Source organism: Fructilactobacillus sp. X2R1C3, from assembly GCF_059901425.1.
Genome location: NZ_JBWXUW010000002.1, coordinates 69,725 through 89,954 on the forward strand (window position 1 = coordinate 69,725; position 20,230 = coordinate 89,954).

General features: G+C 37.7%; 21 protein-coding genes and 1 tRNA gene. 18 read left to right on the forward strand and 4 right to left on the reverse strand.

Features of this window, described 5'->3' with window-relative positions; genetic code table 11:
* Positions 1-69: 69 nt before the first annotated feature.
* Positions 70-1,878, forward strand: coding sequence for an excinuclease ABC subunit UvrC (uvrC, locus tag AC6UDD_RS02450; protein WP_500718337.1), 1,809 nt, complete (start codon positions 70-72; stop codon positions 1,876-1,878).
* An 18-nt stretch (positions 1,879-1,896) separates the two neighbouring features.
* Entirely contained in the window at positions 1,897-3,201 is a 1,305-nt protein-coding gene (gene obgE / locus AC6UDD_RS02455; RefSeq protein ID WP_500718340.1) for a GTPase ObgE, read from the forward strand.
* A gap of 33 nt (positions 3,202-3,234) precedes the next feature.
* On the opposite strand, the gene AC6UDD_RS02460 is transcribed toward obgE, so the two are convergent.
* The gene (locus AC6UDD_RS02460; protein ID WP_500718343.1) at positions 3,235-3,513 is read right to left on the reverse strand and encodes a hypothetical protein; all 279 of its coding nucleotides are present in this window, start codon (positions 3,511-3,513) and stop codon (positions 3,235-3,237) included.
* 107 nt (positions 3,514-3,620) lie between these two features.
* Between AC6UDD_RS02460 and rnz the strand changes: the two genes are divergently transcribed.
* The 5 genes from rnz to AC6UDD_RS02485 all read left to right on the forward strand — a co-directional run bounded on the left by rnz (position 3,621) and on the right by AC6UDD_RS02485 (position 8,003).
* Complete coding sequence (gene rnz, locus AC6UDD_RS02465; RefSeq protein WP_500718346.1) at positions 3,621-4,568, forward strand: ribonuclease Z; 948 nt, start codon at positions 3,621-3,623, stop codon at positions 4,566-4,568.
* A complete protein-coding gene (locus tag AC6UDD_RS02470; RefSeq protein WP_500706394.1) occupies positions 4,565-4,963 on the forward strand; it encodes a LapA family protein in 399 nt (132 codons plus the stop codon). The genes rnz and AC6UDD_RS02470 overlap by 4 nt, the downstream gene beginning before the upstream one ends.
* Before the next feature lie 18 nt (positions 4,964-4,981).
* The gene (gene recJ / locus AC6UDD_RS02475) at positions 4,982-7,297 is read left to right on the forward strand and encodes a single-stranded-DNA-specific exonuclease RecJ (RefSeq protein ID WP_500718350.1); all 2,316 of its coding nucleotides are present in this window, start codon (positions 4,982-4,984) and stop codon (positions 7,295-7,297) included.
* Positions 7,298-7,320: 23 nt separating this feature from the next.
* Positions 7,321-7,842: an adenine phosphoribosyltransferase gene (locus AC6UDD_RS02480; protein WP_500695562.1), complete on the forward strand. Its 522-nt coding sequence runs from the start codon at positions 7,321-7,323 to the stop codon at positions 7,840-7,842.
* Between the two features lie 72 nt (positions 7,843-7,914).
* A tRNA-Ser gene (locus AC6UDD_RS02485) sits at positions 7,915-8,003 on the forward strand.
* Between the two features lie 71 nt (positions 8,004-8,074).
* On the opposite strand, the gene AC6UDD_RS02490 is transcribed toward AC6UDD_RS02485, so the two are convergent.
* The gene (locus tag AC6UDD_RS02490; protein WP_500718353.1) at positions 8,075-8,701 is read right to left on the reverse strand and encodes a helix-turn-helix domain-containing protein; all 627 of its coding nucleotides are present in this window, start codon (positions 8,699-8,701) and stop codon (positions 8,075-8,077) included.
* Between the two features lie 276 nt (positions 8,702-8,977).
* Here AC6UDD_RS02490 and AC6UDD_RS02495 point away from each other — a divergent pair, with 276 nt between their 5' ends.
* Entirely contained in the window at positions 8,978-9,190 is a 213-nt protein-coding gene (locus tag AC6UDD_RS02495; protein WP_500693872.1) for a helix-turn-helix domain-containing protein, read from the forward strand.
* A 158-nt stretch (positions 9,191-9,348) separates the two neighbouring features.
* Here the strand turns inward: AC6UDD_RS02495 and arsC are convergent, their stop codons facing one another.
* Positions 9,349-9,765: an arsenate reductase (thioredoxin) gene (gene arsC / locus AC6UDD_RS02500; protein ID WP_500718356.1), complete on the reverse strand. Its 417-nt coding sequence runs from the start codon at positions 9,763-9,765 to the stop codon at positions 9,349-9,351.
* A gap of 235 nt (positions 9,766-10,000) precedes the next feature.
* On the opposite strand from arsC, the gene AC6UDD_RS02505 reads away from it, so the two are divergent.
* Positions 10,001-11,368, forward strand: coding sequence for an FAD-dependent oxidoreductase (locus AC6UDD_RS02505; RefSeq protein WP_500693871.1), 1,368 nt, complete (start codon positions 10,001-10,003; stop codon positions 11,366-11,368).
* Between the two features lie 42 nt (positions 11,369-11,410).
* On the opposite strand, the gene AC6UDD_RS02510 is transcribed toward AC6UDD_RS02505, so the two are convergent.
* Positions 11,411-11,668 (reverse strand): hypothetical protein, encoded by a 258-nt coding sequence (locus AC6UDD_RS02510; protein ID WP_500718358.1) that lies wholly within the window; start codon positions 11,666-11,668, stop codon positions 11,411-11,413.
* Positions 11,669-11,785: 117 nt separating this feature from the next.
* Between AC6UDD_RS02510 and AC6UDD_RS02515 the strand changes: the two genes are divergently transcribed.
* The 9 genes from AC6UDD_RS02515 to citG all read left to right on the forward strand — a co-directional run bounded on the left by AC6UDD_RS02515 (position 11,786) and on the right by citG (position 20,191).
* A complete protein-coding gene (locus AC6UDD_RS02515; protein WP_500718361.1) occupies positions 11,786-12,574 on the forward strand; it encodes an alpha/beta fold hydrolase in 789 nt (262 codons plus the stop codon).
* A 161-nt stretch (positions 12,575-12,735) separates the two neighbouring features.
* Positions 12,736-13,926: an NAD(P)-dependent malic enzyme gene (locus AC6UDD_RS02520; protein WP_500718364.1), complete on the forward strand. Its 1,191-nt coding sequence runs from the start codon at positions 12,736-12,738 to the stop codon at positions 13,924-13,926.
* An 11-nt stretch (positions 13,927-13,937) separates the two neighbouring features.
* On the forward strand, positions 13,938-14,906 hold the full coding sequence (locus AC6UDD_RS02525; protein WP_500718368.1) for an AEC family transporter: 969 nt from the start codon (positions 13,938-13,940) through the stop codon (positions 14,904-14,906).
* A 24-nt stretch (positions 14,907-14,930) separates the two neighbouring features.
* Positions 14,931-15,983, forward strand: coding sequence for a [citrate (pro-3S)-lyase] ligase (gene citC, locus AC6UDD_RS02530; protein ID WP_500718371.1), 1,053 nt, complete (start codon positions 14,931-14,933; stop codon positions 15,981-15,983).
* Complete coding sequence (gene citD, locus AC6UDD_RS02535; protein ID WP_500718376.1) at positions 15,973-16,266, forward strand: citrate lyase acyl carrier protein; 294 nt, start codon at positions 15,973-15,975, stop codon at positions 16,264-16,266. Before citC ends, citD begins: the two co-directional genes overlap by 11 nt.
* Complete coding sequence (gene citE, locus AC6UDD_RS02540; RefSeq protein WP_500718379.1) at positions 16,266-17,180, forward strand: citrate (pro-3S)-lyase subunit beta; 915 nt, start codon at positions 16,266-16,268, stop codon at positions 17,178-17,180. Before citD ends, citE begins: the two co-directional genes overlap by 1 nt.
* A 28-nt stretch (positions 17,181-17,208) precedes the next feature.
* Complete coding sequence (gene citF, locus AC6UDD_RS02545) at positions 17,209-18,708, forward strand: citrate lyase subunit alpha (protein ID WP_500718901.1); 1,500 nt, start codon at positions 17,209-17,211, stop codon at positions 18,706-18,708.
* 60 nt (positions 18,709-18,768) lie between these two features.
* A complete protein-coding gene (gene citX, locus AC6UDD_RS02550; protein ID WP_500718382.1) occupies positions 18,769-19,311 on the forward strand; it encodes a citrate lyase holo-[acyl-carrier protein] synthase in 543 nt (180 codons plus the stop codon).
* Positions 19,304-20,191 carry a triphosphoribosyl-dephospho-CoA synthase CitG gene (gene citG, locus AC6UDD_RS02555; RefSeq protein ID WP_500718385.1) on the forward strand — a complete coding sequence of 296 codons (888 nt, stop codon included), beginning with the start codon at positions 19,304-19,306 and terminating at the stop codon, positions 20,189-20,191. Before citX ends, citG begins: the two co-directional genes overlap by 8 nt.
* Positions 20,192-20,230 lie beyond the last annotated feature (39 nt).

Below are 20,230 nucleotides of genomic sequence, written 5' to 3' on the forward strand. Positions count from 1 at the left end.
TTTGTTATACAAACTGTAACTAATTCATTATAATTGTAACAGTAGTATTTATCGGAAAGGAGGGAGTTTATGGCATCTGATTTAATTGAACGAAAGTTAACGTTACTTCCGGATCAACCCGGTTGTTACATTATGAAAGATAAAGATGGCAAAATTATTTATATTGGTAAGGCAAAAAACCTAAAGAACCGAGTTCGCTCTTATTTCAAGAGTACTCAGTACGGAAGACGAGCCAAATTAGTGCGAAACATTGCTGATTTTGAGACAATCATTACTTCAAATGACAAAGAAGCATTTTTACTTGAAATTACTTTGATTCAGAAACACCGGCCTTATTATAACGTTCGTTTAAAGCAGGGACACAGTGGGTATCCTTACATTAAAATTACTAATGAACGTGATCCCCGAATGTTGATTACTAATACCGTTAAAAATGATGGTGGATATTACTTTGGACCATATCCAAACGTCTATGCTGCGGATGAAACCTTGAATTTTTTACAAAAGATGTATCCACTCAGACGTTGTAACGGGTATCAAAAACGAGCTTGTTTGTACTACCACATGGGACAGTGCTTGGGAGCTTGTTTTAAGGAAGTTCCTAAGTCAGAGTACGATGCTCAAATCAAAAAAATCAAGTCCTTTTTAAACGGTAGTGTGGGACCTGCTAGACAACTATTGACTAAACGAATGAATAAGGCATCAAATAACATGGAGTATGAACGGGCAGCTGAATTGCGTGATCAACTGCATTACATTGATGCGACCGTTGAGAAACAAAAAATCATTTCGCATGACAATACCCCACGAGACGTGTTTAATTTTTATGCTGATAAAGGCTGGCTTTCTGTACAAGTTTTCTTTATTCGGCAGGCACGTTTGATGAAACGTGAGAAAAAATTATTTCCGATTATTAGTACCGCCAATGAAGAGATGACTAGCTATATCGTTCAATTTTATAACGATTCTGATCGGATTCCACCCAAAGAAATTTTGGTACCTAACTCAATCGACCATGATGTTCTTTCAAAGATGATCGGAGTGCCAGTCAGAACCCCTCAGCGTGGCCAAAAGAAAGCCCTTTTGGACATGGCAGAGCATAATGCGCGATTAGTTTTAAATGAGCAGTTTAAGTTAATGGAAATGGATCGCAAAAAGACTACCGGAGCAATGGATGAGTTGGGTGACGCTTTAGGAATTGGTCATATCGGACGAATCGAAGCTTTTGATCATTCCCATATTTCAGGTGCAGATTTAGTTTCTGCTATGGTAGTATTTGAAGATGGGAAACCGAATAAGAAGAAGTATCGAAAATATAAGTTAAGAACCGTTGATCATGCCGATGAAGCGGCCAGTACGCGCGAAGTGATTAGAAGGCGCTACACCCGTTTATTAAAGGAACACGCTGAAATGCCAGATCTGATACTCATGGACGGCGGCGAGATTCAGATGAATGCTGTTACCGATGTTTTGGAAAATGAACTTAATCTGCACATTCCAGTAGCTGGAATGGTGAAAAATGATAAGCATAAGACGGCTGATTTGCTTTACGGAAGTAATGATCATCACGTTAATTTAAATCCGAAAAGTCAGGCTTTTTATCTAGTTCAAAGGGTTCAAGACGAAGTGCATCGCTTTGCAATTAACTATCATCATCAACTCCATAATAAGAATTCGATGACTTCTAGATTAGATAGTATTAAAGGAGTTGGACCCAAAACTAGAAATAAACTTTTGCGAAAATTTGGTTCCACTAAAAACATTGCGGATGCTAGTGTAGAAGACATTCAAGCAGTTGGCATTTCAAAGAAGGTTGCTCAGACGGTTAAATTGACCTTTGAGAACGTTGCACCAGTGGCCAAGATGATGAAAAACTAATAGGAAAATGGAGAAATTATGTTTGTAGATCAAGTAAAATTTAAAGTTAAGGCCGGTAAGGGTGGAGACGGAATGGTTGGATTTCGTCGGGAAAAATATGTACCAAATGGCGGACCTTCTGGTGGTGATGGTGGCCATGGTGGTAATGTTGTTTTCAAAGTTGATACCGGGATGTCAACTCTAATGGATTTTAAGTATAAAAAACAATTTAAAGCCAAAAACGGTGGCAATGGTGCTAACAAAAAGATGACTGGTGCAAGCGCCCCTGACTTAGTGGTGAATGTCCCCGATGGCACCACGATTTATAACTCAGAGACCGGAGAACCAATTGCAGATTTGACTAAAGCAAACGATGAAGTTGTAGTTGTAAAGGGTGGTCGTGGAGGAAGAGGAAACGTTCACTTTGCAACTCCTAAAAATTCTGCCCCAGAAATTGCTGAAAATGGGGAACCTGGTCAAGAGATGGAGATTGAACTTCAGTTAAGGTTATTAGCTGATGTTGGTTTAGTCGGTTTCCCATCAGCTGGTAAATCTACGTTATTAAGTGCGATTACTTCGTCAAAACCAAAAGTAGCTCAATACCACTTTACTACCATCGTTCCTAATCTTGGAATCGTACGAAATCATGATGGAAACGACTTTGTGATTGCTGATTTGCCTGGACTGATTGAGGGAGCATCCAAGGGTGTTGGATTAGGTTTTGAATTTTTAAGACACATTCAAAGAACTCGAGTTATCCTCCATGTTGTTGATATGAGTGGAGTTGAGGGACGTGACCCGTATGATGACTATGAAAAAATCAATCATGAACTGGCTAATTTTGATGAAAGTCTTTTGAAGCGTCCTCAAATTATCGTTGCTTCTAAAATGGATATGCCCGATTCGGATGAGAATCTTAAGTTGTTTAAACGTGAATTAGCCGAACATAATGATCATGTTAATAGCAAAATTATTCCCATTTCTTCCATTACTCATTCAGGGCTTAAGGATCTCATTCGAGAAACTAGTAGTGAACTCGATCAAGCACCAAAATTTCCAATTGTGGGTGCTAACGAGCTTAATGATTCTAAGGAAGTCGTTTACCGTCCCGATGAGGATGAAAAGCCGTTTACTTTGACAAAAGATGAAGATGGAACTTGGGTTCTGTCTGGACATCAGATTGAACGAGTAATTCAAATGGCCAATACTGAGCATGAACAAGGTGTATTAAGGTTAGCTCGAAAATTACGTGGAATGGGTGTTGATCAAGCACTACGGGATGCCGGCGCTAAGAATGGTGATCTGGTATCAATTTCGGACTTTACTTTTTCATATGTTGAATAATATAAAAGACGATACTTGTAGTATCGTCTTTTATTATCCAAAAATAAGCTCATCATTTTTTAAACGATAACCGAATAGTTTTGGAGTTTCAATTGTTTTACAAAAAAGTGATAAATGATCATCGAGTTCTCTTGTCCGGGTGTTAAATTGATTCAAGGTTAGTGGACGTTTGTTTTTACTTGGGACTAATAAAATTTTATTTTGTAAAAATTCAATGTCAAAAACTGGTAAAATAACCTTATTAATTTCAACGTATATTTTATATGAATTATTTAAATCTTCAGATGAGACGTAAAATTCATTTAATCTCAAAGTTATCACCTAGATTTCAGCTTATTATTGCCAATGTGGTATGCTACAATTGTATAGTAATTCTTCACGAGTGTAAAAATTTGAGTGTCAAGAAGGAACGATAGGATATGCAATTAGAGTTTTTTGGAACTGGTGCGGGAGTTCCTGGTAAGTTTCGAAACGTTTCTAGTGTCGCTTTAAGATTGTTGGATGAGATTAATTCCGTGTGGTTATTTGATGCGGGGGAAGGTACTCAACAACAAATCTTGCGATCAACGTTAAAACCGCGAAAAATTAATAAGATTTTTATTACCCACCTTCATGGTGATCACATCTATGGTCTTCCGGGATTATTATCAAGTCGTTCGTTTCAGGGTGGAGATGATCCGGTTACCATTTATGGTCCCTTTGGAATCAAAAACTACGTTCAGACTAGTTTGCAAGTGACGCAGACTAAGTTAGGGTATAAAATAAAATACGTGGAGCTGGACCAGCCTGGTAAGATTTTTGACGGCAAAAAGTTTACGGTTTATGCGGAAAAGCTTGATCATCAAGTTCAGAGTTGGGGTTTTCGGATTGTTGAACATGATCATCCGGGTGAACTGCTTGTTGATAAACTGCGGGAAGATGATATTCCATCCGGTCCACTGTACGGAAAGCTTAAGGAAGGTAAGACGGTCAAACTTAATGATGGCAGAGTCATTAATGGAAAAGACTACATTGGTAATGCTCAAAAGGGACGAATTGTTACCATTTTAGGGGATACGAGAAAAGTTGATACCATCAATAAGTTAGCGCAAAATGCTGACATTTTAGTTCATGAAAGTACGTTTGGAAAGGGCGAAGCAAAATTAGCTCACAATTACTATCATTCTACGAACATCCAGGCTGCTAATACTGCCAGAGATGCCAACGTAAAACGATTGCTATTAACGCACATTTCCGCAAGGTATACTGCTAAAATGGCTCATGAGTTGCAAAGGCAGGCTCAACAAGTTTTTCCAAATACCAAGGTAGTTAAAGATTTTGATTTTATTGATATTCCCTTTAATAAGGGAGAGGAGAATGCCCAATGAAAAAACAAGTTTCAATGATTTTAAGCATGGTTTTGATTGTGATTGTCGCTATTTTTGTTTTGTTAAATATGGGAAGTGCTGAGATTAACTTCGGTTTCACGACGGTTAAAATGCCGTTAATCCTAGTCTTATTATTGACATTACTAATTGGAGCTTTAATTATGTTCTTATTATCAATGATCAGTTCATTTAAAAATGGTTCCAAACGGAAAAAAGAAAATCGTGATTCACAGAAAACAATTGATGGATTAAAGGGACAAATTAATGATTTAAATAAACAAGTTGATTCTCTAAAGATGCAGTTAAAGAATTCAATTAGTAAACAAAAGGTTAATCAAGATAATCGAAACGTTGAAAATGTAATCAATAAACAGCAAGAGGACAACGAAAAATAGTGAAAAGAGGATCCATATTTGCTTTCTTCAAAGTATAATTGGAAGCTAAAACAAAATAATCTTAACCAAGATGCTGTTAGTCAACTAGCTAGTGATTTGGGACTTGAACCGTTAGTTGTTAGTTTACTGTTTGAACGAGGTTATGATAATGCCGATAAGATTCGACATTACTTAAGTCCGGATACTAGTGACTTAAACGACCCCCTTTTAATGCATGATATGCAAAAAGCGGTTGATCGGATTGAGTTGGCAGTTGAAAATGGTGAGCAAATTACCGTTTATGGGGATTATGATGCTGATGGGCTTACTAGTACCGCTATTCTATATGAAACGCTAGTCGAGATGGGAGCAGAAGTTCGTTATTATATTCCTAATCGGTTTAAAGATGGATACGGTCCAAATGTAAAGGCCTTTCAGAAAATTATTGATAGTGGAACTTCGTTAATTGTTACCGTTGATAATGGAGTTGCTGGATTTGACGCAATTGAGGAAGCTAATAAGTTAAATTGTGATGTGATTATTACCGATCATCACGAGTTACCAGAAAAATTGCCAAACGCCTATGCAATCGTTCATGCCCAGTTGGGCGATCCTAAATATCCGTTTCAGTATCTTTCCGGAGCTGGAGTGGCTTTTAAGTTGGCGACGGCATTAATGGATGAAATTCCTCAAGATAAACTAGATTTAGCCGCAATTGGGACAGTTGCCGACCTAGTATCGCTTACCGGAGAGAATCGAGCATTGGTCCAGTTTGGATTAAATGTTATTCACTTGACGGTGCGACCTGGATTAAAAGCCCTTATTAAACGATCTGGAATTGATTTGGGAAAAGTTGATGAACAAGATATTGGGTTTAACATTGCTCCTAGATTGAATGCACTTGGTCGAATGGGTGACGCCAATATGGGCGTTGATCTACTTACTACGGTTGACGATGATCAAGCAAATGAGCTAGCTAAGAAGACTGAACAAAAGAATGATCAGAGGAAGTTACTGGTTAGTTCAATTACTGACGAGGCAATTGCCCAAGCTAAGTCACCTGAGAATCGGAAGAAAGATACCCTTTTAATTGTAGGAAAGGGTTGGCATACAGGAGTACTGGGAATTGCAGCTAGTCGGGTTAAAGATAAATTTCATAAACCGACGGTTGTTGTTAGTATTGATGACAAAAACAAGACGGCAAAAGGATCTGGAAGAAGTGTCAAAGGATTTGATCTTTTTAAAGCCTTAGATAGTGAACGCGATCTGATGGATGCATTTGGTGGACATGCCATGGCAGTTGGATTGACAGTTCCAGCCGATAACTTGAAAACATTAGCTGAGCGGTTTGAACGGTCATCGGCAAAGCAGCAGGTTGATTTATCACAAAAGCCAACTTTAAAAATTGATTTTAAAGTTACTCCAGATGAAATTGATCAAAAGTTATTTCAACAAATTCAAACTTTGAGTCCATTTGGAACTGATAATGAATGCCCACGATTTGACGTTGATCCGATTGCTTTAACTAATGTTCAGGTAATTGGGAAAGCGCATGATCATCTTAAATTTCAAGTTGTTGGCGATCATTCACGGATTTCTGCAATTGACTTTGGGATGGGGGATGTTGCTACTGAAGTTTCTAAATTATCAGCGAATATTAACGTAGCAGCGACCTTGAATGAAAATGAGTGGAAGGGTCGTACTAATCTCCAGTTGATGGTTGATGATCTTAAAGTTGACGGAACCGTTGTTATTGACAAACGGACCACTACCTTAACTAAGTCAATGTTTATAAATGAGGGAACGTATATTTTCTTTCATCGTAACTTGTATCAACAATTGAAATCATATGTTGGTAAGGGTTCTAAAGCCATGCTTGCTTCAGATGTTAAAAAAGATATTACTAATGGGGTAGTTTATCTTGTTGATTGTCCTGAAACACTTGATGAATTAAAAGACGTCGTTAATCATTTCCAAAATCCTGAAATTATATTGTATTTATATAAAAAGAATCATATTTTAAATTTAGGGATGCCAGAACGTTCACAATATGCTAAACTATTTAAGTTCGTTGAAACTAATAAAAATGTGCAAATTTCAAAGAATGTTGGTGAGGTTGCAAACCATTTGCATGTTCCAACCAATATTCTGGTTTTCATGTTGCAGGTATTTAATGAACTGGGGTTTATCACCATTCAGGATGGAATTTTGAATGGTATCAGTAATCCAAACAAGCAAAGCTTGTCTACTTCCCCAACTTACCAATTGCGAGAAGAGCAATTAAAGGTGGAAGATGCTCTTTTTAACGTTTCTCCAAGTGATTTGGTGAAAATAATTAATAAGATTGGGAACTGATAATAAGAAAGGAAGTATTTTTTATGGTCCTTAATTTAAAGGATTATGTAGCAAGTTATCCTAATTTTCCAGAGCCAGGTGTAACTTTTCGAGATATTTCTCCATTGCTAGAAAGTGGTGAAGCATATCGTCAAGCTACTGACGAAATTGTCAACTATGCTAAGGGCAAGAACATTGATATGATTGTTGGTCCCGAAGCTCGTGGCTTTATTGTGGGATGTCCCGTTGCCTATGAACTTGGAATTGGATTTGCTCCTGCAAGAAAAAAAGGGAAGTTACCTGGCAAGACTGTCAAAGCTACATATGGCCTGGAATACGGTCAGTCATCACTTTATTTGCATGATGATGCGATTAAACCAGGTCAGAGAGTTCTTGTGACTGATGATTTGCTGGCTACAGGTGGTACCATTGAAGCTACCATTGAGTTGGTCAAGGATCTCGGTGGAGTAGTAGTTGGAACGGCTTTTATCGTCGAATTAATGGACTTAAAGGGTCGCGATAAGATTAAAGACTATGATATTCTCAGTCTGATTAAATATGATTAAGTTTTAAATTAAACACACTTCTCAAGTTGATTGTCTTTTCTTTTACGATTATACTTAAGTGGTGTTAATTATGGCGAGTTGGCAGAGTGGTAATGCACCGGACTCGAAATCCGGCGAACCGGTTTATAGCCGGCGCGCAGGTTCAAATCCTGTACTCGCCTTTATAAGTATTACAAAACAAAAGGGCTATCAAAACTTGTGATTTTGATAGCCTTTTTGTTGTATTGAGCTCTTATAATTCGGATTGCATCCGGATTGCTTTTCCAATGATTTTACCTGGATTATCTTTATTCAAGATAATCGGTGGGTATTCCTTGTTATCAGGAACTAAGACGGTTTGGTCTTTTTGAGTACTAATCCTTTTAAGAGTAGCTTCCTCGTTATCGTTTAATAGGACAGCAGCAATTTCACCATTTTCCACCTCTGGTTGATAATGAATCAAAACGTACGATCCGTTTTGAATGGTAGGAGCCATCGAATCTCCGTCACATTTTAACCAGAAATTCTCACCACTTGGCAGTCCTTCCTTTAGAGTTGGAAAGTACGCGGTAACATTCTGCTCAGCAAAGATTGGTTTTCCGCAAGCAATGCTGCCAATGAGGGGAAGATCAATTACCTCATTAGTTTTTGATTTAGCTCTTGTACTGTTATTGTGGTAGTTCGGTTGATCGGTATTTCCTAATAGGTAATCGATCGACACGCCGAGTACTTTGGCTACTTTTCCAAGGCTCTTTGTACTAGGAGTTTTTTTGTTCCAAGTATAAATATTGTTAATCCCAATCCCAGCCTTCTGTGCCACTAACTGAAGTGACCATCCACGCATTCTTGAAAGTCTCTTAATTCGTTCAATTGTTGTCAAAATTGTTTCTCCTTTTCTGAAATTGGTAGTTAAAAAAGTTATTTCAAATAATAGAGAAAATCATTGACATTTTATTTTATATGATTGATAATTAATTTAGTTAAGTAATTGATCAGTCAGTCCAGAATAATATCAATGGTTAAAAGTATTTAAACTAGTTCCCACGAAGAAAATAGTTTAAGTACAGTCCATTATTTTTATCATATTTACATTTTATTCCAAAGGATAGACATAGTCAATAACTTAATTAATAAATTGTGAAAGGAGGGATCAATGATGGCTAACGTTGAATTGGAACGTAATGCTCAAAGAGTATTTAAAAAGATCAAAGTAGCTTTAATTAACAAGGACTTGACTCAAGTTGATATGTCAAAAATTGTTGATGTCTCACCAGTTGAATTAAATCGGGCAATTCATGGTGAGATGAGTCCTAAATCGCAAAGAATTAGGAAGCAAATTTTTAAGTACCTAGATATCAAAGTTTCTTAATCTTCATTTGTTATCCGTGTGATAAAAGAGCAATGAGATAAACTAAATATATTAATACTACTTGTTTTCACGTTTGTAATTAGTATTAGTATATGTAGTGATCGTAAGATTTAATAAGGCCTAGATCAGTTGCAGTAGTTGATCTAGGCCTTTGTTATTTATTTAGTTTCATCAACTGACAATTGTTTTACTAATTGGTCAATCTGATTGCGGACGATTCTAAAAGTTTCGATTACTTCCGATTTGGAACCCTTCGCTTGTGCTGGATCCTTAAGTAGCCAGTGAATTTTCGTAACCGATCCCGGAGTAACTGGACACTTGTCCTTAGCATCTCCGCAAAGCGTAACGACTAAATCACACTTAACTAAATAATTTTTGTCAATTAACTTTGATGTATTGTGAGAAATATCAATTCCGCGTTCTTTCATTACCTTAACCGCAGTTTGATTTACACCATGCTTTTTTAATCCTGCACTTTTTATTTGCCAGTTTTGCGGGAAATATTTTTTAGTAAATCCTTCTGCCATTTGACTTCGACACGAGTTGCCCGTACACAAAAAATAAATTTTTTTCATTTTGATTCATCCCTTAGTAATTTATAAGTCATGATACCAAAAGATGATTACTATGGATATAATTAATAACTTATCTTATAGGTTATTAATTGCTTAACTTATGGGTAGTTCAATCAAATTGTGTGCAAATAATTTATTAAATATTGAACATTTTGTAGTCTCATTAGGTAATTGCGTGGTACTATAAAAATGTTCATAAAGAACGACAATTTAAAAATTGAAGGAGGAAGCAGATATGAAAGTAGCTGTAATTGGATCATCTCATGGTGGATTCGAAGCTGTCAGAGGAGTTTTAAAAGATTTTCCTGATGCTGACATCGAATGGTACGAAAAGGGAGACTTTGTATCTTTTCTATCTTGTGGAATTGAATTATATCTTCAAAACGTCGTAAAAGATGTTAACTCTGTAAGTTATGCAACTCCAGAAGGCATGGAAAAATTAGGTGTAAATGTTCACATTAATACTGAAATCACCGATATTGATCCTGAAGCTCACACATTAACCGCTTTAAACGTTAACGATGGCAAAGAGAGCACTGAAAAATATGATAAATTAATTTTAAGTGTTGGTGCTAATCCATTCCAACTTCCAGTTCCAGGGAAGGAATTAGGTAATATCTACGCAATGCGTGGACGTGATTGGGCCATTAAATTGAAGGAAGCTGAAGTTACTCCAGGTATCAACAACGTCACGGTCGTTGGTTGTGGATACATTGGAATTGAAGCAGCTGAATCATTCGCTAAGGCTGGCAAGCACGTTACCTTAGTTGATACTGGTAAAACCATTCTTCCTACTTACTTGGATCCAGAGTTTACTAAGATTCTTGAAGCGGAACTTAAAAAGAACGGCGTAAAATTGTCATTGAACCAAAGTGTTAAGGAATACGTTGGTGACGATGATGAAAACGTTTCTTCGGTTATTTCAACTAATGGTGACCAATGGGATGCTGACCTAGTGATTGAAACTGCCGGAATTCGTCCTGCTACCGATTGGCTTAAAGGTAAAGTTGATCTCGACGAAAAGGGCATGATCAAGACCGATGAATATCAAAGAACCAATCAACCTGATATTTTTGCCGTTGGTGATTCTACCGAGGTTACCTTTGCACCTACTGGCAAGAAGCAAATCATTGCTTTAGCTTCTAACGCTAGACGTCAAGGTCGCTCAGCTGCCATGAACTTGAACGATGAGAAGCGTAAGACTACCGAAGTTTCTGGTTCATCAGCACTTCATGTTTTTGATTACAAGTTTGCCTCAACTGGATTTAAGGACGTTACTGCTGAAAAAGCTGGCGTTGACGTTGAATCTGTCTTTGTTGTTGATACTGCAGTTCCTCCGTTTGTTCATGATGACAAATTGAATGCAGAGGTATACTTCAAATTAACTTTTGACCCTAAGACTCGCGAAGTTGAGGGTGCTCAAATCATGTCAAAACGGGATGTAACCGCTAATATTAATACCATTTCATTAGCAATTCAACAACACATGACCGTTGATGACTTGGCATATGCTGACTTCTTCTTCCAACCAGGCTTTGACCGTCCATGGAATATCATGAACGTCGCAGCTCAAAAAGCACAAGATAAGTTAGATCACAAATAAAAAAACAAAGGGCCCGTTGACTTAATCAACAGACCCTTTTTATTACATACTTTTTGCTACTAGGATGTCTCCGTTTGACAATTTGAACGTTTTATCAAAACCATTTAAAAAGATGGTGGTGCCACGTTCTGGAAAATCTTCACTGGTTTTAGGGAGAAATTCAATTTCAAGTGAATGGCCATCTGGAGCCATGTTATCTAAAGTGGTCAATTTCATGACGTACTGATTGCCGTCATTAACATTGATGATTTTAGTAATTGAATTTCCAGGAGTTGGAAATGTTAATGTAATCCGTTTCATGTTATCCCTTCTTTCTTAGTTATTATACTACCAATTGGTTTTTAGGATTAGTATAATTCTTTTGGCGAGAGAAGTGCTAACATATAAAATAAATCATAAAGAAAATGGTGAGTGATAATGAAATTCTATACTTCTGATAACGTTGAATTGGATTATGATGATGAGGGAAATAAAAGCGATCAACCCGTAATGATTCTCACTGGTATTGGGGGTTATAAAGAGATTTGGACCCTTACTGTCCAAAGATTAGTCGAAAGCGGCTTTCGGGTCGTAAACGTGGATGCTAGAAATCAGGGGATGTCTGAGCGTACTAGTAAGGATGAACGGATGTCGCGTCATGCGATGGATTTATACGAGATCCAAAGGGAACTAAGATTAAAAGAACCAATCTTACTCGGGAATTCAATGGGAGCGGCAACCATGTTTGCGTACGTTTCTTTGTTTACTGATAAGGGGATTAAGGCCATTGTAGACGTTGATCAGAGTCCCAAAATGATTGCCGATCAGTCATGGCCATACGGATTTAAAGCTTTAGACTGGAGTAATTTCCCTGAATTTTTGAAGCAGCCATTTGGACGTTCCACTTACAGTAAAATTAATGATCTTTTGTACGGTAAAATCCAATTGTTAAAACAGAAGTATCCATATGATGCCGACTTAAACTATTCGTTGTTAGTGGATCATGCTTTTCAAGATTGGCGTGACATTTTGAGTGATTTGAAGGTTCCTTTGATGATTATTGCCGGAAGAAAATCGCCATTTTTTGATTATCACTTTGCAAAAGTTGCAGCGGGGATGGCTCATAATGGTCATTATCAGATTGTTGAAGATGCTGGTCATATCATTATGGCTGAACAGCCAAATGTGTTTAACGATATTTTGTTGAAGTTTGTGAAAAAAATATAAGAAATCACAATGGTAAGAAATATCAGCGTGTGAATTATTAGATTTAACCTTTTGGTAGCGGTCTCATTTTAATGAGGTCGTTTTTTATTTGAGTTTGTTAAAGTGTGTTAACTTGGTTGACTTTGCGCACTTTAGTTAATATAATCACAATGTAAGCGGATATGAGCAATCGTGTCCGCGTGAAAATAAAAACAATTGGAGGGGTTTGCGTGGCTGATAATATTTATTCCATTCATGAAAAGCACACGGGAATGCTAGAAATGGAATCAGAATTTCCTGTAAAAAACCGTGAAGAACTTAGTGAAGCTTACACACCTGGTGTTGCTAAGATTTCCAAGGCCATTGAAAAAGACCCTAGTTTAAAGGACAAGTACACAATGAGTGGAAAGCTACTTGCTGTTGTTACTGATGGTTCAGCAGTTCTAGGATTAGGTAATATCGGACCAGCTGCAGGGCTTCCTGTTGTTGAAGGGAAAGCGCTGTTATATAAAGATCTGGCCAGTGTTAATGCGTTACCGGTTGCCATTGAGCAGGAAGATGCCAAGAAAATGGCCACTCACATTAAAAGTATCCAAGATACCTTTGCTGGGATCCATTTGGAGGACATTGCGGCACCAAAATGCTTTGAGTTAGAGGATATCTTGAGTAAAACATTAGATATTCCGGTCTATCATGACGACCAAGAGGGAACTGCTATTGTGGTTTTGGCCGGATTGATCAACGCTAGTAAAGTAGTTGGTAAAGAATTGAAAGATTTAAAGATCGTCGTCAACGGGGTGGGAGCATCTGGTGTTGCCACAGCCTCATTGTTGGAGCATGTCGGCATTAAGAATATTACCTTAGTTGATATCGATGGCGTAGTTAAGCCAGATAGTAAGAACTATAATTCATATCAAACTGGACTTGCTAAATCCTTGAACGGAAAAGAAGGGCAAACCCTAGATGATGTAATTGATGATCAGGATGTTTTTATCGGTCTGTCTGATGCTAATGTTTTAAGTACTAGTCAAGTTAAAAGAATGGCAAAAGATCCAATTATCTTTGCGCTCGCTAATCCAGTTCCGGAAATTCTTCCACAAGACGCTAAAGCCGGTGGTGCTAAAGTGATTGCGACTGGGTCTAGTAAGTATCCAAATCAAGTTAATAATATTTTGGTTTTCCCTGGTCTTTTCAAGGGACTTTTAAAGAGTGGGATTAAAAAGGTTACATACCAAATTGAGGAAGTCGTTTCTGACGCGTTAGCCAGCATGATTCCCGATCCCACTCCAGATAAAATTGTTCCGGGGGTTTTTGATGAAAACGTTGTTAAAACAGTCACAAATTCAATTATAAAATATGGTGAAAAGGGATAAGAGGTGCAATTATGGCAATATTTATTACATCGATCCAGAGTGTGTTAGCAATTGTAATTATGATTGCAGTTGGTTATATCACACAAGGACTTGGATGGTTTAAAGAATCATTTTCCGGTTCAATCTCAAAGATTATTATGAAAGTTGCTTTGCCATGTTCTATTTTTGTGGCAATGCTTAAATATTTTCATCCAGAACAACTAGCTAATTTGTCAACTGGATTAATCTATGTTGTGCTTGCGATCCTTTTAGGCTACGTTATTTCATGGATTGAAGTTAAATTATTTAGAGTTAAAAAGGGTCGAAGAGGACTGATGATGACCGGTATTAACGGTGCTAATACTGTTTTTATTGGAATGCCCTTAAACGTTGCTTTGTTTGGTGAGATATCAGTCCCTTATTTACTTGTTTACTATATTGTAAATACGATCATTATTTGGACTCTGGGTGTTTGGGTAATTGCTGCGGACGATCCAACCGCTAAAGATGGTTCCAAAGCTAAATTTGATTGGCATCATTTGATTCCAGCTCCATTATGGGGATTCATCGTTGCCATTCCATTTTTGTATATTCCATGGCTTCAGGAGCATTTGTTAGTTAATTTTGTCCAAACAACGTTAACTGATTTGGGTGCACTGGTTACCCCACTTGCATTAATCTATATTGGAATTATGTTGAGATCATTTGGTCTTAGAAACATGCATTTTGATAAAGATGTCATTTTGACTTTGGCAGGTCGTTTCGTGATTTCACCATTAGTCATGGCTGCAATTATTTTTGTTGGTTTCAAGCTTGGAGCATCAATGGTTCCAACCTTCTCCAAGACTTTGATTGTTCAAGCTGCTACTCCTTCACTTGCAGTTCTACCAATTTTGGCACAAACTTATCATGGTGACGTTAAGTTTGCTACAAACGTGGTTGTATCTACATCAGTCCTCTTTATCATCGTAATTCCGATTATTATGTTAATCATGGGTTAGTAGAAACGGGAGATTATTAAGGATATGAATATTGAGACTAGAGAAATTAATTTAGAGGTTCCTGATCAATTTAATCAGTGGAAAGATTTTCTTAAATCACTTGGTATTGCCAATTTTTCTGGTGATGAGGTTGATCCCTTGGATTATACCGTTGGGCTTTTTGATGGGGACAAATTAGTTGGTACTGGTTCATATTCTGGAAACATTTTAAAGTACATTGGTGTTTGTCATAAGTACACTGAAAACGGAGTCTACTTTAACAAGGTGGTTTCGAATCTTTTAACAAATTTAGGACAACGTGGAATCTTTCACGTCTTTGTCTTTACAAAACCAATGTATGCGGAAAGTTTCGAACACGTTGGGTTTAAGGAACTCGTTCAAAGTGATGATGCGGCCTTTTTAGAGACCGGTGATTATAGTATTACTGATTATCTTAAAAGTCTGCCCAAGGTTAATAAAGCAGATAATAATGCTGGAATAGTTATGAACGCTAATCCCTTTACTGATGGTCATCGATATTTGATTGAAAAAGCAGCAGAAGTCAGTGATAACGTTTATGTATTTGTTGTGAGCACTGATAAATCATTGTTTACATCCAAAGAACGGTTAGAACTGGTTCAAAAGGGTGTTGCTGATTTAAAAAATGTAATTGTTGTTCCTGGTGGCGACTACTTAGTAAGTTATGCAACTTTTCCTTCGTATTTTTTGGGAGCACAAGCAGACAAGGTGCGGTATCAGACAACCATTGATGCATTAATCTTTAAAGATTGGATTGCTCAAGATCTTGGCATTAACGTTCGTTTTCTTGGAACAGAGCAAAATTCCAAAACAACCTCAATCTATAATCAAATTTTAGAAAAGGTTCTCCCACCTGAAGTCAAAGTTAAAGTTATTAAACGAGATCAGGATGAAGCCGGAAGAGTAATTTCAGCTCGAACGGTTCGGATGGCCATTAAGAATGGTGAGTTAACCTCAATTAAGGGGATTGTTACAAAAACAACTTACGAGTTCATAGAAACGCATCTGGACTCATTACAAGAAAGAATTAAGAAAGGAATGAAGATCAGTGGGAATTAATAAAACTGCAATGGATGGAACACTGGAATCTTCTGACATTCAGATTACGGTTAGTAAGGGTACTAACGGAATCCAAATTAATCTTGAATCGGATGTTAAGAAACGGTTTGGTGTTGATATTATTGCTACCATTAAGGAAGTTGTTAACAAATTTGAATTAGATAATGTCAATATTAAGGCAGTTGACCAAGGTGCTTTAGATTGTGTAATTAAAGCTCGAACAATTACCGCAATTCAACGGGCCATGGGTGACAGCGAACAACCAGCATGGGAGGCACTATAATGGCTGAAAATAGTGAACGACTCAGAAGAACGATGATGTTTGTTCCAGGTAATAATCCAGGGATGATCAAAGATGCTGGGATCTATGGTGCCGATTCAATCATGTTCGACCTTGAAGACTCGGTTTCGTTAGCGGAAAAAGATTCGGCAAGAAACTTAGTTTATGAGGCTTTAAAAACGGTTGATTACGGTGATGCAGAATTAGTTGTTAGAACTAATGGACTCGACACTGACTTTTTTGAAGCTGATGTCAAAATGATGGTTAAGGCTGGCATCGACGTTATTAGAATTCCTAAAACTGAAAGCGCAGCAATGGTTGAAGAGATGGAGAGTCTAGTTGTTGACGCTGAAAAAGAGTTCAACATTCCAGTTGGAACCACTCATTTAATGGCCGCAATTGAGAGCGCTGAAGGTGTTATGAATGTACTTGAGATTGCTAAGGCCTCTGATCGCATGATTGGGATTGCTTTATCGGCGGAAGATTACACAACGGATTTAAAAACACACCGTTATCCAAATGGATTGGAGCTACAGTTTGCCAGAAATATGATTTTAAATGCTGCTAGAGCAGCTGGTATCGCCGCTTTTGATACGGTTTACACCGATGTTGATAATGTTAAAGGATTTTTGGAAGAAACTGAGTATATTCATGAACTGGGTTACGATGGGAAATCAGTTATTAATCCACGCCAAATTCCTTTGGTAAACCAAGTTTATGCCCCAAGTGAAGATGAAATTAAGAATGCTGAAAATGTACTTGCTGCGATTGAAAAAGCAAGAAAAGCTGGCTCAGGAGTTGTCTCAATGAACGGACAGATGGTTGATAGACCAGTTGCACTCAGAGCTGAGAGAGTTATGAAACTAGCTAAAGCTTCTGGCTTGATTGATAAGGAGGGTCATTACATTGGAAAATAAATTAGGTCGTAATTTACCCGATAAATTAATGAATGAACTGCACTTTAAACCATTTGAAACTACTAAGATTGATAACCCGGTCTTTCAAAGAACGGCTCCTAAAGTCCAGGTTCAAGATGGACATGATAAATTAAAGGATGATTTAAAGCAGGTTGTTAAAGATAACGTGAAGGATGGGATGACCATCTCATTTCATCACCATTTACGTAATGGTGACTACATCTTTAATCTTGTGATGAAGGCAATCATGGACCTTGGAATTAAAGATCTAACTTTAGCACCCTCTTCACTGACCGGCGTAATGAATGATATGGCAATTAAAGCCATTAAGAATGGAACCGTTACTAACATCACCACATCCGGAATGCGTGGTTCATTGGGTGACGAAGTTTCTCATGGAATTCTTAAAAATCCAGTGATTTTCAGATCCCATGGTGGCCGTGCTCGTGCCATTGAAAACGGTGATATCAAAATTGATGTTGCCTTTTTAGGGGTTCCTAATTCAGACCGTTGTGGTAATGCTAATGGAATGGAAGGTCCCGCCGCATTTGGTTCACTAGGGTATGCGTTAATGGACGCAGCTTATGCTAATAAAGTCGTTTTATTAACTGATAATGTGGTGGATTATCCCAACACACCTGCCTCAATTCGACAAACACAAGTCGATTATGTCGTTAAGGTGGACAAAGTTGGTGATCCTAATAAGATTGGCTCTGGCGCTACTCGATTCACTAAGGATCCAAAAGATTTGACCATCGCTAGAGCGGTCAACCAAGTGATTGTTAATTCACCGTACTTTAAAGATGGCTTCTCATTTCAGACTGGCTCTGGTGGAGCTGCCCTTGCTGTTACTCGTTACTTAAGACAAGCAATGCTTGATAATCATCTTCATGCCTCGTTTGGTTTGGGTGGAATTACTAAACCAATGGTTGATTTGCTTGAAGAGGGATTAGTTGATAAGTTAATGGATGTTCAAGACTTTGATAAAGCCGCTGCTGATTCAATGAAAAACAACAAAAACCAACAGGAAATTGATGCGTCATGGTATGCTGATCCTGATAATAAAGGATCAATGGTCGCTCAGTTAGACATTGCGGTATTAAGTGCCTTGGAAATTGATACTGATTTTAACGTTAACGTGTTAACTGGCTCTGATGGCGTAATTAGAGGAGCAGTTGGTGGACATCAGGATGCTGCTACATCTAAGATGACAATCATCTGTGCTCCACTGGTACGAGGTCGCATTCCAACGGTGGTAGATCATATTAGTACGGCTGTAACTCCAGGGCAATCGATTGATGTCTTAGTAACCGAATTTGGAATCGCCGTTAATCCTAATCGCCCAGACCTGATTAAGCAATTTAAGGATGTTCCGAGTTTGCATGTATACAGCATCCAAGAATTAGCTAAAAAAGCTGAAAAGATCGTCGGCAAAGAAGAACCACTGAGGTATACTAATAAGACGGTTGGATTGGTTGAGTATCGGGATGGAACGATCATTGATTCAATTCGACAAGTAAAAGATTAATTTTAAAGACGGTGCTATCTGTAAGGCAGATGGAGCCGTTTTTTTAAGGGGTTTGATAAGTTGGAAGATAATATTTTTTTAACTGGGAAAGTGCAGGGGATCCCAGATGTACTTGCTAACAAAGACAGACGGGCACACTTACAAGCTCAATTAAAGGGGCAATATCCGATGGATGCGATTGTGTCAATCAAGTTAAATATTCCGGGTCCCATCAAGAACAACCCGCAAATTATGGAATTATTTGATGTTGGCTATAAGCGATTCCTTAAAACGCAGTTGTACAATATGAAGATTATCGATAAAATGGAGTGGAACACTGATGCGGGAAAAGAACGGTTTTTGGTGGTTGATGGTAATGGACTTATGTTGAAGAAACGAGCAATTCATTTTGAAGATAATGATCGTTTAGGACGTTTGTTTGATATTGACGTAATGGATCATAAGCATTCTCATTACTCCCGGACTGATGTCAAAATGAGACCTAGAAGATGTCTGATTTGTGATCGAAATGCTAAAGAATGTGCTAGAAATCGTACTCATTCCGTGTCTGATTTGCAACGAAAAATTAGTGAGATATATTTTAGGAATGTCGGAAATGAATAATGCGGTAATGGATTGGGAAGTTAAAATTTGTCAAAAAAATAAGATCGTTGACGCAGCGATGGAATCGATGTTAGATGAAGTTGTTTCCAATCCCAAACCAGGACTGGTGGATCCAGTTTCTCATAAAACTCATCCCGATATGGATGTTTTTACGTTCATTGACAGCATTATAACGATGCGTCCTTATTTTGAAACTGTCTTTTTAAGGGGACAAAATTTTTTAAGTGATGACTTAAGTCAACTATTGAGATTGATTCGACCTGATGGAATTAAAGCCGAGCAAACCATGTTTAAGGTGACTAAGGGTGTTAATACTCATAAAGGTGCGATTTTTGTACTAGGAATTATTGTGACAGCACTGGGGTATCTTTCTCAGTCTAAAGTTTCCTTTACCCTTGGGGATGTAATTGACGTAGAAAAAGCCATGACTGCTGGAATCGTTAAATCAGATTTTGCGCAAGTAAGAAGAAAATCAGATAAAGAATTAACCGCTGGTGAGCACCAATTTTTAGAATATGGGATGACAGGAATTCGTGGAGAAGCCGAGGCAGGATTCAAAACGGTGACAGGTCATGGATTGCCAGCTTTGGTCACTTTTGATGGAAATAAAAATGAAAAGATCCTTTGGGCGTTACTTAACATTGTCGCTCATAGTCAAGACAGTAATTTGATTAAACGTGCTGGATCGCCTGAAATCGTTGAAAAGGTACACAGGCAGGTTACTTCAATTTTAAACACTGAAGCTTTTAATTTCGCGCTAATTAAAGAACAGCTTGAAAAAATGTGTGAAAACTTTGATAATCAAGATTTAAGCTTAGGTGGTTCAGCTGATTTATTAATTTTAACCATCTTTTTTGGTAAGATAACTGATCATTTTTAGACATGAGTGACGTTTAGAAAATTAAATTGAAAATGGAGT